Source organism: Aquidulcibacter paucihalophilus (assembly GCA_030285985.1).
In the GTDB taxonomy this organism is placed as follows: domain Bacteria; phylum Pseudomonadota; class Alphaproteobacteria; order Caulobacterales; family Caulobacteraceae; genus Brevundimonas.
Map to the genome: position 1 here is coordinate 1,054,918 of CP127384.1, position 11,804 is coordinate 1,066,721.

The window sequence follows — 11,804 nt, forward strand, 5'->3', positions numbered from 1 at the left end:
GCAGGGGTGAAGGCGGCGCGCGCCGGAACGCCGCTTCCCGCCCGGCGTTCGATCTCCGGGATTCCAAGGGAGAGACGGTATGCGGTCCATTCTGACGATGACGACGGTGGTGGCTTGCGGGCTGGTGCTGTCAGGGTGCGCGACCATGGGTGACGGCTACGCCTCGGCCTGCGAGCGCGACTATGAGCGGAACCGGCAGTATGCGACCGGCGCGGGTGCCGCCCTGGGCGCGGCCGTCGGGGCGGCCGTCGCCGGGCGTGACAACCGCGAGGAAGGGGCCGCCATCGGCGCGCTGGCGGGAGCCTTGATAGGGCGGGAGCTCTCCGAGGAAGAGGATCCCTGCGGCTATGGCTTCGGCGGGTATAACCGCGACGGACGGTACGGGCGGGAGCGGGTCTACTGGCGGGAGGACGGGCGGCGCTGGTAAGGGCTCGCCCCTAACCCATCCGCCGCCGGTGGTCCGCGCTGCGCAGGGTCGAGCGGATGAAGTCCGCGGGCGGGTCGGTCTCGGCCAGGACGGCTTCCTTGATGGCGCGGGGCTCGCCGAACAGGTGGCCCTGGCCCATGGCGACGTCGAGCTCGAGGATGTCGACGATCTGGCGTTCGCTCTCGCATTTCTCGGCAATCAGCTCGATGCCGTAGCGGCGGGTCAGGCCGGCGAAGTCGGCGGCGGAGATGTCGCGCAGACTGGGCAGGGCCGAGGCACCGTCGAGGTCGAGCAGCTGTTCGATCAGCAGGTCGGCCGCCACCTTCATGAACTTCACGTCTGACCGCTGCAGGTCGGCGAAGTCGAGGTCGAGGGTCTGGACCTTGTCGATCGAGAAGCGGAAGCCGAGGTCGGCCAGCTTGGCCATGTTGCGGGCCTCGACCGCGCCGCGGGCGTCGAAGGTTGCCTGGCCCAGTTCGAAGATCAGGGCCTGGTTGAGGTCGCGGTTCTCGGAGAGGAATTCGAGGAATTGCGGGAAGAAGGTCTCGTCGCCGAGCGAGGACAGGGCGACGTTGCAGAAGACGCCGACCTTGCGGTCCTGACGCGCCAGACGCCGAACGATCTGGGCGCAGCGGAACAGCAGCAGGTTGTCGATGGCGGGGACCAGACCCTCGCCCTCGGCGACGGACAGGTATTCCGCCGGCATCATGACCCGGTCGTCGGCCGCGCGCAGGCGGGTGAAGCTTTCGTAGAAGATGGTCCGGCGCTGGGGCAGGGAGACGACCGGCTGGAGGTAGAGGTCGACCCGGTTCTCGGCCAGGGCCTCGTGGATATTGGCCAGCAGGACGTTGGACTGTTCGCGGTGGCGGGCCTCATAGGGATTGGTCGGCGCCGGCTGGGCCGCGCGCTGTTCGAGCGTCTCGCTCATCTGCTGGATCAGTGTCTCCAGCATGCGGACCTCGCCCGAGAGGGCTTCGGTGGAGGTGACGGCCCCGGATTCGATGGCCTGGGCCAGTTCGGTCAGGGCCCCCTGGGTCGACTCCATGGCGTCGGCCAGCAGGCGGTGCGCCTCGCGGACCTGTTCGATTTCATTGCGCAGGGCGGACTTGTCGGCGCGGCCTGTGATGCCGACGTGGACGGCGACCATCAGGCCCATGGTGGCGATGGCCCCCGCCGCGCCCGCACCGGCGCCGAGGCCCGCGCGCCACACGAAGGCGCCGACCGTCAGGGCCAGGAAAAGGTAGCCGAAGAACAGGAAGGCCTGGGTGAGTGCGCGCATTGGAAACGGATGGTCCGTCTTCCCGGATGGAATCGCCCGAGTATCGGGGTATCAAAGCGAAACGCATAGCGTTCGTGCACGGATTCTCCCCACTTCTTCGAGGTTAACGATGGAATTGTTCGATCTGAGCGGCAAGGTCGCTGTCATCACCGGCTCGTCCAAGGGGATCGGCAAGGCGATCGCCGAACGGATGGCCGAACACGGCGCCCGGGTGGTGATCAGCTCGCGCAAGCCGGGCCCTTGCGATGAGGTCGCCCAGGCGATCAATGCCAGGCACGGCGAGGGCCGGGCCATTGCCATCCCGGCGAACATTGCCTCGAAGGAAGAGCTGCAGCGGCTGGTCGACGAGACCAATGCGGCTTTCGGCAGGATCGACATCCTGGTCTGCAATGCCGCGACCAATCCCTATGCGGGGCCGATGGCTGGGATCAGCGACGACCAGTTCGGCAAGATCCTGCAGAACAACGTCGTGTCCAACCACTGGCTGATCCAGATGGTCGCGCCGCAGATGCTGGAGCGGAAGGACGGGTCGGTGATCATCGTCTCGTCGATCGGCGGGCTGCGAGGCAACGCCCTGATCGGCGCCTACAACATCTCCAAGGCGGCGGACATGCAGCTGGCGCGCAACCTGGCGGTGGAGTGGGGACCGTCCAACGTGCGGGTCAACACCATCGCGCCGGGCCTGGTGCAGACCGACTTCGCCAAATACCTGTGGGAGAATCCCGAGCTGCTGAAGCAGGTCACCGACCCCGCGCCGCTGAAGCGGATCGGCCAGCCGGACGAGATCGCGGGGGCCGCGGTTTATCTGGCGGCACCCGCCTCGGCTTATATGACCGGCCAGACGCTGGTCGTGGACGGCGGGATCACCATTGCGTGGTGAGGGCGTCAGTTTTCGCCAGGACCTGACCTGGCGCCTGGAGTCGCTCGCCTTCGCGGGCTTCATCGGCTTCATGCGGCTGCTCGGCGTCGAGCGGGCCTCGGCGCTCGGCGGCTGGCTGCTGCGGACGTTGGGGCCGAAGACGGGGACGCAGCGCACGGTGATGCGCAACCTGCGCATCGCCTTCCCCGATATGCCGGAAGACGCGCGCGAGGCGCTGGCGCTGGCGCAGTGGGAACAGACCGGCCGCGCCTTCGCCGAGACGGCGGTGATGGACATTCTGGTCAAACAGGGCCGGATCGAGGTGGTCGGCCTGGAGCGGCTGCATGCCATCCGGGACTCGGGAAAGCCGGTGGTTTTCGTGGGCGGCCATTTCGCCAATATCGAGACGCTGGCGGCGACCATCACGGGCTCGGGCGTGCCGTGCCAGATCACCTATCGCGCGGCCAACAATCCCTATGTCGACGCCCAGATCATCGCGGCGCGGGCCCGCTACGGGGTGAAGCTGTTCGCGCCCAAGGGCGGCGACGGGGCGCGGGAGTTGCTGGCCGGCATGGCGCGCGGCGAGTCCGTGGCCCTGATGAATGACCAGAAATTCTCGGAAGGTCCCGAGGTGACCTTCTTCGGTCAGCCCGTGAACGCCGCCCCCGGCCCCAGCCGTCTGGCGCTGCGGTTCGGCACGGTGCTGCAGCCGATGTCGGTGGTGCGGTTGCCGGGCGTGCGGTTCCGGCTGACCGTCTATGAGCCGATCGAACTGGAACAGACCGGCGATCGGCAGGGGGACATCGCGCGCGGCGTCCAGGCGATCACCCTCTTTGTCGAGGACCGGGTGCGCGAGAGCCCGGTGGACTGGTTCTGGGTCCACAAACGCTGGCCCGACCGGGTCTATGCCGCGCTGGAGTCGTCGCTGGCCTGATCCGCGGCGCGGCGCATCGGCCCCTTGTAGTTCGAGGTGTTGGACCGTCGGCGGTCTGGCCCGAAATAGCCGTCGGTCTTCACGAACGGACGGGGGCGGAAGATCACCGCCTGGATGCGGTCGAGGATGGCCTTGGCCGTGATCGGCTTGACCACGAACTCCGTCACCCCCGCGTCGCGCGCCTCATAGACGCGGCTCTTTTCCGAATGGCCGGTCATCATGATGATCGGCAGATAGGGATTGGCCGTGTCCGGACTGTTGCGGACCAGTCGGGTGAATTCGACGCCGTCCAGCGGGAACATGTTGAAGTCGACGATGGCGAGGTCGATCGGATGCTCGCGCAGGATCTCGAGTCCGGCGGTGCCGTCAGCGGCCTCCCGCACCTTGCGCACGCCGGCCGACTGCAGCACCGCGGACGTGATCGCCCGCATGTGCTGGTTGTCGTCGACCAGCAGAACCTGGAGTGCCTGGAGAGATGACATAAAACTGGGCCGTGCCGGAAGCGGCGGGAAGGCGGTCAATTTAAGGGGCGAATCATTATCCGTCCATGACCGATCAACGTTCAGTCAAAAGCATAACCGTTTACGCACGCTCAGGTTTTCACCAGCAGTGAAGGATCCAGGTTGCGGTCGCGCCATTTCATGCGCCAGCAGAGATGTGGACCGGTGGCCCTGCCGGTCATGCCCACCCGGCCGACAGGCTCTCCGCGGCTCAGGTCCTGGCCTGCGACGACGTCGATGCGGGACTGGTGAAGATAGGCCGTGATCAACCCCTGGCCGTGGTCGATCAGGACCAGGCCGCCCTCGAAATGCAACCCTGGCTGGGCCAGGGTGACGCGTCCGGCGGCGGGGGCCCGGATCACCGTCCCCTGCGGTGCCGCCAGATCGATGCCGTAGTGAGGCCGCGCGGGCGTACCATTGAGGACGCGCTGGCTGCCCCAGCGGCTGGTGACCCGGAAGCCCTCCAGCGGCCAGTCGAAGCCATCGCGGAAATGATCGGCGTCGATGCGGCTGGCAAAGCCCTCGGTCTTGATCACGATCTCGCGCTGGATGCGGGCCAGCAGTTCGGGGTCGGAGGGCTCCACGGTCGACGGCGGCAGGCCATTGACGCTGGTCGAGGGAAACTGGCCGGGGGCGATGTCGAGGATGCGGCGGGCGGTGCGGTCGCCGAGCCGGGCCTCGATCTGGACAGTGCCGGCCGCCTCACGGTCGAAGCCGACGATGAAGACGCCGTCAGCCGAGGCTGCCGTCAGGGATTCACCATCGACGAAAATCAGGGCGCGGGGCCAGGTGCGGCCGAGGGCGTGACCGCCCTGGACGAAGCGGCCGGCCAGGGTCAGGCCGTCGTCCTGCGCCTGGGCGGAACCGGCGGCGAGCAGGGCACCGGAGCCGATAACGACGCTCCGGCGGTTGAGGATCACGCGACCTGGCCCAGTCTCTGGAAGGCTTCCCCGGGGCCCGCATAGGCTTCCTGCAGACTGACCGACCAGTAGCGCAGGGATTCCAGGGGGATGGATTTGCCGCTGACGGCACAGGTCACGAAGCGGCCGGGCTTGAGCACGGCGAACTCGCCATCGCCGTAGTGGAGGGTCGCCTTGGCGGTCTGGGTCTTGGGCATGGAGGCAGGCTAGCTTGGCCGTGGGCGCAACGCCACGGCTTTGATGCTCAAAACAGGTCGCCCTGACCGGGGGGCGGCGTCTTCGGGCGGGGTGGCGACGCCGGCGGCTTCGGCGACGGCGGCGGGGTCTCGCCGCCGTCGATCCGGGCCCCGCGCGACCCGTCGGCGAAGACGATCCGGACGGCCTGGCCGTCCTGCAGGGCAGTAGCGGCGGCGATCATGACGCCGTCCTCGGCCTCGATCCGGGCGAAGCCGGGCTTGGGGGTCTTCGGGTTGAGGCCGGCCAAGGCCCGGGACAGGGCGGCGAGGCGGGCCTCCTCGCGTTCGATCCGCCGGGGCAGGGCGTCGAGCCGGGTACCGACGGACTCGAGCCGCGCCGCGCGCTGGTCGAGGCGGCGATGCAGGGGCTCGGGCGACAGGCGGGCGAGGGCGCGCATCAGCCGATGCTCATGGGCCTTCACATTGGCGTCCAGACCGGTGCCGAGACGGGCCGACACGGCCTCCAGCCGGTCCCGGCGGCGCTCCATGGCGCGGTCCAGCAGGGCGCGGGACAGGCGGCCGGTGACACGGACGAGCCCCCGCTCATGCAGGGCGACGTTCCGGGTCAGGCCCGAGGCGAGGCGGCTGCCGGCATGGTCGAGGCGCTGCTGTGGCAGGGCGAGGACGTCCTCGGGCCGGGCGGGCAGGCCGCGGGCGGCGGCACGCAGCCGGGTGCGGCGGTCCTCTAGAATGCGGCCGCCGGCGCGGGCCAGACGGCGGTCGAAATCGGCGACGGCGTACTGGAGGTCGGCCAGCACCGGGGTGGCGATCTCGGCCGCGCCGGTCGGCGTCGGCGCGCGCCGGTCGGAGACGAAGTCGATCAATGTGGTGTCGGTCTCATGCCCGACGGCCGAGATGATCGGGATGGAGGCGGCGGCGACGGTGCGGGCCAGGGCCTCGTCATTGAAGGCCCAGAGGTCCTCGACCGAGCCCCCGCCGCGCGCGACGATGACCACATCGGGTCGCGGGATCGGGCCGCCCGGCTTCAGGGCGTCGAAGCCCCGGATGGCGGCGGCGACCTGGCCGGCGGCGGCGTCGCCCTGGACGACGCAGGGCCAGACGATGACGCGGCACGGCCAGCGCTCTGCGATCCGGTGCAGGATGTCGCGGATCACCGCGCCGGTCGGGCTGGTGATGACGCCGACCACGGCGGGGAAGGCCGGAATGGGTTTCTTGCGGCCCGGCTCGAACAGGCCCTCGCTGGCCAGTTTCGCCTTGAGCCGCTCCAACTGGGCCAGAAGCGCGCCGGCCCCGGCCGCCTCCATGCTCTCGATGACGATCTGGTAGGACGACCGCGCCGGATAGGAGGTGATCTTGCCGGTGACGATGACCTCGAGGCCGGACTCGGGCCGGACGCCGAGGCCGCGCACCGAGCCCTTCCAGATCACCCCGTCGATGGCCGACTTGTCGTCCTTGAGGGTCAGATAGACGTGGCCCGAGGCGTGGTGATTGACCTTGGAGATCTCGCCCCGGAGCCGGACATGGCCGAACCGGTCCTCAAGCGTGCGCTTGAGGGCGAACGACAGTTCCGAGACCGTCTGCGGAGGATTGTTGTCCCGGACGGGCGGCGGCGGTTCGTCCGCCGGGCCCTCGAAGACGTAGGAGTCGTCGCTCATGGGGGGAGGGTAGCGGTGCCGCGCGGCGGGGGGAATGGCGGATGTGGGCGGGTGTCTGCCATGGGTAGAACGCGGAGGTTCTCGCGACTAGCTTGGCCACATGTCCGAACTGCCGCGAACCGTCGATCAAAGGCTGAACGATCTGGCCAAGAAACTCGACGGCCTCGAGCGGCGGAAGGCGCAGCCTGTGGAGCGTCCGCGTTCGACGCAGAAGCCGCCGGCGGCAGTCGGGCCGAAGACGAGACTGGTGCTCCGCATCATGGCCGTGGGCTTTGCTGTTTTCTGGGTGCTTTGGCTCGTGCTGGCGTGGTTCACAGCCCAACCCCACACCCTCAGCGACCTGTTCGTCATCCCGTTTTCGGGAGCCATCGTGTGGGTCTGCTACCAGTTCCACAAAATGATCCTGATCTCGTCAGTCCGGAAAGGTTCTGCTCTCCTGAGCCAGTCGCAGGACGACCGCTAAGGGGCGGGAGCGGACCATCGTGCCGTTCCGCAAGGCGGACGCTCATCGGGTTCGTGAAACGCTGATCACAAGGTTGGAAGGCTCATCGGCCAGGGTGGCCCGCCAGCTCTCAGCACCTTCGGTTTTCTCCAGTCTGAGCCGGATGATGTCGTTGCCACGGCGAGCCGCCACCTCAGGAAAAGTCGCTCGCACAGCGTCAATCAACCAACCCTGCGGGTTGCTCTTTCTGAGCACGGCGAGCTTCGTCTCATTCCCGTGCGTGAGGCTGTAGCTGAAGCTTGGCATTCCAGTCCTCGACCGGCGTCCGGGATGACGAAGGTAGCCCGGCGCGTTTTCGTTGGTTGGCTCTAACCGGCCCGGTCAGTCCGCCGGCCGCCAGTCCGGCCCCACCGGCAGGACGACGAAGGACGCCGGGGCCTGACCCGTCGCCCGATCGGTCACCGCGGCCGTGCAGGCCCGGCCGCCGTGGGTGTCCGGCACCACCGCATAGCTGTGGCCCGCCTCGGGCACGAAGGCGAAATGGGCCCCGCAATAGATCTCGGTCGACCCGGCGTAGCGGAGCGTCTGCAGCTCCATATAGATCGGCGCACCGGCCGGGATGGTGGCCGGGGCGTCATAGGTGAACAGAAGGCCGCCGGTGATGTCGGCCCTGCGCGACCATTGGGCGTCTGAAACCATCAGCTTTGCGTGCTCGCTGTCTTCGAGCGCGCCGCGGGTCAGTGAAATCTGCGCCATGGGGCCCTCGCGCGGCGCGACATAGGTCGGCGTGCAGCCCGCCACGAGCAGAGCGACGCAGAGCGCGCCCGGTACAGTCATCCTGAACATCGGCAAATCTCTCCCCCGCCGCCCAGTCAACGGATGAGGCCTCGCCGGGTCAAGCCCCCGGAGGCCGGAACACCGGAGCCGCTGGAACTCTCCGCCCCGGGCCGTCATTGTCTCCGCATGGCCGATCCCCGCGACACTGACCCCGACGATCGGGACCCGCGCGAACACGAGCTGGGACGTCGCAGTGAAGGGCCCGCCGTGAGCCCCTGGCTGTTCATCGGCGCGATCCTGCTGCTGGGCGTTGCGGTCTATGTCATCTCCGCCCTGGTCGCACGGTGAGCATCCGTGACTTGACCGGCCTCGCGGGTCCGGTCATTGCCCGCGCATGAACATCCTGCTGGTTGGATCAGGCGGGCGCGAGCACGCCCTGGCGTGGAAGATCGCCCAGTCGCCGCTGACGCGGCGGCTGGTCATCGCGCCGGGCAATCCCGGCATGGAGAAGCTGGGCGAGCTGCGGCCCATGAAGGTCACCGACGCCGATGGCCTGTGTGCGCTCGCGCGGGAGATCAGGGCCGACCTGGTGGTGGTCGGGCCCGAGACCGCCCTGGAAGCCGGGCTGACTGACCGGCTGGCGACGGCGGGCATCCCCTGTTTCGGACCGACGGCGAAGGCGGCGCAGTTGGAGACGTCCAAGGCCTTCTCCAAGGCCTTCATGGAGCGGCATGAGATCCCGACCGCGGGGTTCGGCGTCTATGAGCGGCTGCATGAGGCGCGGCAGGCGCTGACGGTGTTCAAGCCGCCCTATGTGATCAAGGCCGACGGACTGGCGGCGGGCAAGGGCGTGGCCATCAGCCCGACCAAACGCGACGCCGAGGGCGAGATCGAGCGGATGCTCGGCGGCCGGTTCGGCACGGCCGGGGCGCGGGTCGTGATCGAGGAGTTCATGGACGGCGAGGAAGGCTCGCTGTTCGCGGTCTGCGACGGCCAGCGCGCCGTCCTGCTGGGCGGGGCCCAGGACCACAAGCGCGCCTATGACGGCGACCTCGGGCCGAACACGGGCGGCATGGGCAGCTATTCCCCCGCCCCGGTGTTCACGCCCGAACTGGTCGAGGCAGCCGATCGTCTGGTCGTCCAGCCGGTGGTGGCGGCCATGGCGGCCGAGGGCATGCCCTATCGCGGGGTGCTGTACGCCGGACTGATGGCCACTGAGGACGGGCCGAAGGTGGTCGAGTTCAACGCTCGTTTCGGCGATCCGGAATGCCAGGTGCTGATGATGCGGCTGGACGGGGACATCGTGCCCCTGTTGCTGGCCTGCGCGCGGGGCGACCTGACCCGGGCGCCGATGCCGGCGTTCAGCCCCGATACGGTGATCTGCGTGGTGCTGGCGGCCTCGGGCTATCCCGACAGTCCGCTGGAAGGCTCGATCATCCGCGGTGCGGAGCAGGATTTCGGTCCGAATGTGCAGGTCTTCCACGCGGGAACGCGGCGTCAGTCCGACGGCCAGCTGGTGGCGGCGGGCGGCCGGGTGCTCAACGTCTGTGCCCGCGGCAAGGACATCGCCGAGGCGCGCGCGCGGGCCTATGCGGCGGTGAAGAAGATCGACTGGCCGGGCGGCTTCCACCGCACGGACATCGGCTGGCGGGCGCTGGAGCGGGAGTAGGGTCTCCCAGGCTTGGTGGTGGGCCGATTCATGATCTCGCTTGGGTTGAAGCCGGATGCGTCGATCTTCGATCGTGATAGGATCGCCCGATGGACGACCCAGCCAAAGAATTGAACGAAGAGCCCGGCGCGTTCGATTTCGAGGAGATTTCCGCGGACGATGCCGAACTGGACGCGGCGACCCTCAGAGGTCTGGCGGACATCGAGGCGGGTCGCGCAGTGAGCCATGAGGCCGTCCTGCGCTGGGTCAAGTCCTGGTCGAGCCCCAATCCTCTCCCGCGTCCGAAGTGCGGCGAGTAGTCTGGACAGATCAGGCCCTGGCCGACCTGGAGACGATCAGTCTCTACCTTGCGGATTTCAGCCCTGGAGTGGCGGCGCGCTTTTTCATTCGTCTGAAGGAGGCTGGCGACAGCCTCGCCCTGTTCGCAGAGCGAGGGCGACCGTCGGGTCGAGGCACGCGCGAACTCACTTCGGTTAGACCCTACATCATTCGATATCTGGTCGCTGAGGATCGGGTCTACGTCGTGACAGTCCGTCATGCAGCACGGCGGCCGATCGATCCCTGAAACACCCCTGTTTCCTTCGGCCGCCGATCTCATCCATCGCGCCAGTGTTCCAACGCTCCGACGCGTGCCATGTATCGTGCAGGTTCCGCCACCAGGCCGTGCGGACACCCGCCCTGGAGACCGACGCCCCGTGACCGACACCGCCCTGCCGCCCGAACCGCCGAGCCACTACCGGGACGGCAAGGAACGACTGGCCGATCTGATCGTGCATCTGACCGGACTGGCGCTGGCGCTGGTCGGGGGCGGGATGCTGCTGGGTCTGGCGATCGGCTTCGGCAATGCGGGAAGTCTGACGGCCTCGGCCATCTATGCGGTCGGGCTGCTGACCATGCTGGGGCTGTCGACCGCCTATAATTTCGCCGCGCCCCGGTTCCAGCCGCTGCTGCGCCGGTTCGACCACGCGGGCATCTTCATCATGATCGCCGGCTCCTACACCCCCTTCACGACCCAGCATCTGACCGGGGCCTGGGCCTGGGGGATGACCTCGGCGGTGTGGGGCACGGCCATCTTCGCGGCCATGGCCAAGCTGTTGCTGCCGGGACTGGGCAAGGGGTTCTGGATCTTCGTCTATCTGGCGCTGGGCTGGCTGATGGTCATCGCCATTCAGCCGATCCTGCAGAGCCTGGGCCTCGCACCGCTGATCCTGATGGCCATCGGGGGGCTGCTCTATTCGGTGGGGGTGATCTTCTACGCCAACAAGGCGATGCGCTACCGGCGCGCGGTCTGGCATGGCCACGTCGTGGTGGCGGCCGCCGTGCACTGGGTGGCGGTGCTGCTGGCCGTGCTGAAGTAGGGCGGCCTCAGGCCCAGGCGAACAGTAGCCGGCCTTCGCCCATGCGCTCGCGCAGGGCCGGGAGGTCGGCGTGGGCGACCGAGAAACAGCCGTAGCTGCGGCCCAGCTTGCCCTCACGGGCGAGGAAGGCCGGGTCGGCGTAGTCGGCACTGTGGATGATGATGGCGCGCTCGCGGGCGAGGTTGTTGGTGTACTCCAGACCGTCGAGCAGGACGTTGGGGCCCTGCTCCGCGCCGTGGCTGGCCCCGGCGGTCACATAGGAGCCGACCGAGGACATGTGGCTGTCGGGCGTGTTGCTGAAGCTGGTGGCGAAGCCGGTGTGCGCCGGATCGGAGCCGCGGCCGTGGCTGGTGCGCATCAGGGTGACGGCACCGCCTTCGAGGTCGACCTCGTACAGCCGTTCGTCGCCCGAGAATTTCTTGAAGTCGACCAGATACATGCGGTCGCGGCGGGTGATGCGGTGGTCGTGGATGTCGAGCGCCGCCATCGCGCGCTCCATCAATTCCTTGCGGACCTGGCTGCGCGGGTCGAGCGGGCGGGTGGTGTTGAGCTGGGAGGTGATGACCTGGGCCGGCCGGGCCGGAAGCTGGGGGCCGGGCGTGACCGTCACGAGCGGCTGGATGCTCGCCGTCTGTGCGGCCGCTGTGGCGCAGCCCGAAAGCATCGCCACGCCGCCCAGAATGAAGCCTCGTCTCGCCAAGCGCATGCGACGCCCCTCGCACGGTTACAGAACAGGTCACGGGTTGTTTCAGGTCGTGACGGCTGTTTCAACCTGAGCCTTGGTGAA

16 protein-coding genes are annotated in these 11,804 nt (G+C 68.4%); 9 read left to right on the top strand and 7 right to left on the bottom strand.

Going from position 1 to position 11,804, the window contains the following annotated elements; genetic code table 11:
* The first annotated feature begins 79 nt into the window (after positions 1 to 79).
* Positions 80 to 427 carry a glycine zipper 2TM domain-containing protein gene (locus KB221_05165; GenBank protein ID WIY70413.1) on the top strand — a complete coding sequence of 116 codons (348 nt, stop codon included), beginning with the start codon at positions 80 to 82 and terminating at the stop codon, positions 425 to 427.
* 10 nt (positions 428 to 437) lie between these two features.
* Here the strand turns inward: KB221_05165 and KB221_05170 are convergent, their stop codons facing one another.
* Positions 438 to 1,706, bottom strand: a complete 1,269-nt coding sequence (locus KB221_05170; protein WIY70414.1) for an EAL domain-containing protein — start codon at positions 1,704 to 1,706, stop codon at positions 438 to 440.
* A gap of 109 nt (positions 1,707 to 1,815) precedes the next feature.
* On the opposite strand from KB221_05170, the gene KB221_05175 reads away from it, so the two are divergent.
* Together KB221_05175 and KB221_05180 are read left to right on the top strand one after the other, a co-directional pair.
* Positions 1,816 to 2,586 (top strand): SDR family oxidoreductase, encoded by a 771-nt coding sequence (locus tag KB221_05175; protein ID WIY70415.1) that lies wholly within the window; start codon positions 1,816 to 1,818, stop codon positions 2,584 to 2,586.
* A 70-nt stretch (positions 2,587 to 2,656) separates the two neighbouring features.
* Complete coding sequence (locus KB221_05180; protein ID WIY70867.1) at positions 2,657 to 3,499, top strand: lipid A biosynthesis acyltransferase; 843 nt, start codon at positions 2,657 to 2,659, stop codon at positions 3,497 to 3,499.
* On the opposite strand, the gene KB221_05185 is transcribed toward KB221_05180, so the two are convergent.
* The 4 genes from KB221_05185 to xseA all read right to left on the bottom strand — a co-directional run bounded on the left by KB221_05185 (position 3,469) and on the right by xseA (position 6,771).
* The gene (locus tag KB221_05185; GenBank protein WIY70416.1) at positions 3,469 to 3,981 is read right to left on the bottom strand and encodes a response regulator; all 513 of its coding nucleotides are present in this window, start codon (positions 3,979 to 3,981) and stop codon (positions 3,469 to 3,471) included. The two genes, KB221_05180 and KB221_05185, sit on opposite strands and share 31 nt — an antisense overlap.
* A 110-nt stretch (positions 3,982 to 4,091) precedes the next feature.
* Complete coding sequence (locus KB221_05190; GenBank protein ID WIY70417.1) at positions 4,092 to 4,919, bottom strand: M23 family metallopeptidase; 828 nt, start codon at positions 4,917 to 4,919, stop codon at positions 4,092 to 4,094.
* The gene (locus KB221_05195) at positions 4,916 to 5,116 is read right to left on the bottom strand and encodes a DUF2093 domain-containing protein (GenBank protein ID WIY70418.1); all 201 of its coding nucleotides are present in this window, start codon (positions 5,114 to 5,116) and stop codon (positions 4,916 to 4,918) included. Before KB221_05195 ends, KB221_05190 begins: the two co-directional genes overlap by 4 nt.
* Before the next feature lie 47 nt (positions 5,117 to 5,163).
* Positions 5,164 to 6,771: an exodeoxyribonuclease VII large subunit gene (gene xseA, locus KB221_05200; GenBank protein ID WIY70419.1), complete on the bottom strand. Its 1,608-nt coding sequence runs from the start codon at positions 6,769 to 6,771 to the stop codon at positions 5,164 to 5,166.
* A gap of 100 nt (positions 6,772 to 6,871) precedes the next feature.
* Here xseA and KB221_05205 point away from each other — a divergent pair, with 100 nt between their 5' ends.
* Entirely contained in the window at positions 6,872 to 7,234 is a 363-nt protein-coding gene (locus tag KB221_05205; GenBank protein ID WIY70420.1) for a hypothetical protein, read from the top strand.
* A 360-nt stretch (positions 7,235 to 7,594) separates the two neighbouring features.
* On the opposite strand, the gene KB221_05210 is transcribed toward KB221_05205, so the two are convergent.
* Complete coding sequence (locus tag KB221_05210) at positions 7,595 to 8,059, bottom strand: hypothetical protein (protein WIY70421.1); 465 nt, start codon at positions 8,057 to 8,059, stop codon at positions 7,595 to 7,597.
* 117 nt (positions 8,060 to 8,176) lie between these two features.
* Here KB221_05210 and KB221_05215 point away from each other — a divergent pair, with 117 nt between their 5' ends.
* The 5 genes from KB221_05215 to KB221_05235 all read left to right on the top strand — a co-directional run bounded on the left by KB221_05215 (position 8,177) and on the right by KB221_05235 (position 11,017).
* Positions 8,177 to 8,338, top strand: coding sequence for a hypothetical protein (locus KB221_05215; protein ID WIY70422.1), 162 nt, complete (start codon positions 8,177 to 8,179; stop codon positions 8,336 to 8,338).
* 46 nt (positions 8,339 to 8,384) lie between these two features.
* The gene (purD, locus tag KB221_05220) at positions 8,385 to 9,659 is read left to right on the top strand and encodes a phosphoribosylamine--glycine ligase (protein WIY70423.1); all 1,275 of its coding nucleotides are present in this window, start codon (positions 8,385 to 8,387) and stop codon (positions 9,657 to 9,659) included.
* 89 nt (positions 9,660 to 9,748) lie between these two features.
* Positions 9,749 to 9,958 (top strand): CopG family transcriptional regulator, encoded by a 210-nt coding sequence (locus tag KB221_05225; protein WIY70424.1) that lies wholly within the window; start codon positions 9,749 to 9,751, stop codon positions 9,956 to 9,958.
* Positions 9,946 to 10,224: a type II toxin-antitoxin system RelE/ParE family toxin gene (locus KB221_05230; protein ID WIY70425.1), complete on the top strand. Its 279-nt coding sequence runs from the start codon at positions 9,946 to 9,948 to the stop codon at positions 10,222 to 10,224. Before KB221_05225 ends, KB221_05230 begins: the two co-directional genes overlap by 13 nt.
* Before the next feature lie 130 nt (positions 10,225 to 10,354).
* Positions 10,355 to 11,017: a hemolysin III family protein gene (locus KB221_05235; GenBank protein ID WIY70426.1), complete on the top strand. Its 663-nt coding sequence runs from the start codon at positions 10,355 to 10,357 to the stop codon at positions 11,015 to 11,017.
* Positions 11,018 to 11,024: 7 nt separating this feature from the next.
* Here the strand turns inward: KB221_05235 and KB221_05240 are convergent, their stop codons facing one another.
* On the bottom strand, positions 11,025 to 11,723 hold the full coding sequence (locus KB221_05240) for a murein L,D-transpeptidase catalytic domain family protein (protein ID WIY70427.1): 699 nt from the start codon (positions 11,721 to 11,723) through the stop codon (positions 11,025 to 11,027).
* Positions 11,724 to 11,804: the final 81 nt, after the last annotated feature.

Excerpts from the sequence above, each read along its gene's own strand:
- KB221_05165 (WIY70413.1), top strand. The coding sequence starts at position 80 with ATGCGGTCCATTCTGACGATGACGACGGTGGTGGCTTGCGGGCTGGTG.
- KB221_05170 (WIY70414.1), bottom strand. The coding sequence starts at position 1,706 with ATGCGCGCACTCACCCAGGCCTTCCTGTTCTTCGGCTACCTTTTCCTG.
- KB221_05175 (WIY70415.1), top strand. The coding sequence starts at position 1,816 with ATGGAATTGTTCGATCTGAGCGGCAAGGTCGCTGTCATCACCGGCTCG.
- KB221_05180 (WIY70867.1), top strand. The coding sequence starts at position 2,657 with ATGCGGCTGCTCGGCGTCGAGCGGGCCTCGGCGCTCGGCGGCTGGCTG.
- KB221_05185 (WIY70416.1), bottom strand. The coding sequence starts at position 3,981 with ATGTCATCTCTCCAGGCACTCCAGGTTCTGCTGGTCGACGACAACCAG.
- KB221_05195 (WIY70418.1), bottom strand. The coding sequence starts at position 5,116 with ATGCCCAAGACCCAGACCGCCAAGGCGACCCTCCACTACGGCGATGGC.
- xseA (WIY70419.1), bottom strand. The coding sequence starts at position 6,771 with ATGAGCGACGACTCCTACGTCTTCGAGGGCCCGGCGGACGAACCGCCG.
- KB221_05205 (WIY70420.1), top strand. The coding sequence starts at position 6,872 with ATGTCCGAACTGCCGCGAACCGTCGATCAAAGGCTGAACGATCTGGCC.
- KB221_05210 (WIY70421.1), bottom strand. The coding sequence starts at position 8,059 with ATGTTCAGGATGACTGTACCGGGCGCGCTCTGCGTCGCTCTGCTCGTG.
- KB221_05215 (WIY70422.1), top strand. The coding sequence starts at position 8,177 with ATGGCCGATCCCCGCGACACTGACCCCGACGATCGGGACCCGCGCGAA.
- purD (WIY70423.1), top strand. The coding sequence starts at position 8,385 with ATGAACATCCTGCTGGTTGGATCAGGCGGGCGCGAGCACGCCCTGGCG.
- KB221_05225 (WIY70424.1), top strand. The coding sequence starts at position 9,749 with ATGGACGACCCAGCCAAAGAATTGAACGAAGAGCCCGGCGCGTTCGAT.
- KB221_05240 (WIY70427.1), bottom strand. The coding sequence starts at position 11,723 with ATGCGCTTGGCGAGACGAGGCTTCATTCTGGGCGGCGTGGCGATGCTT.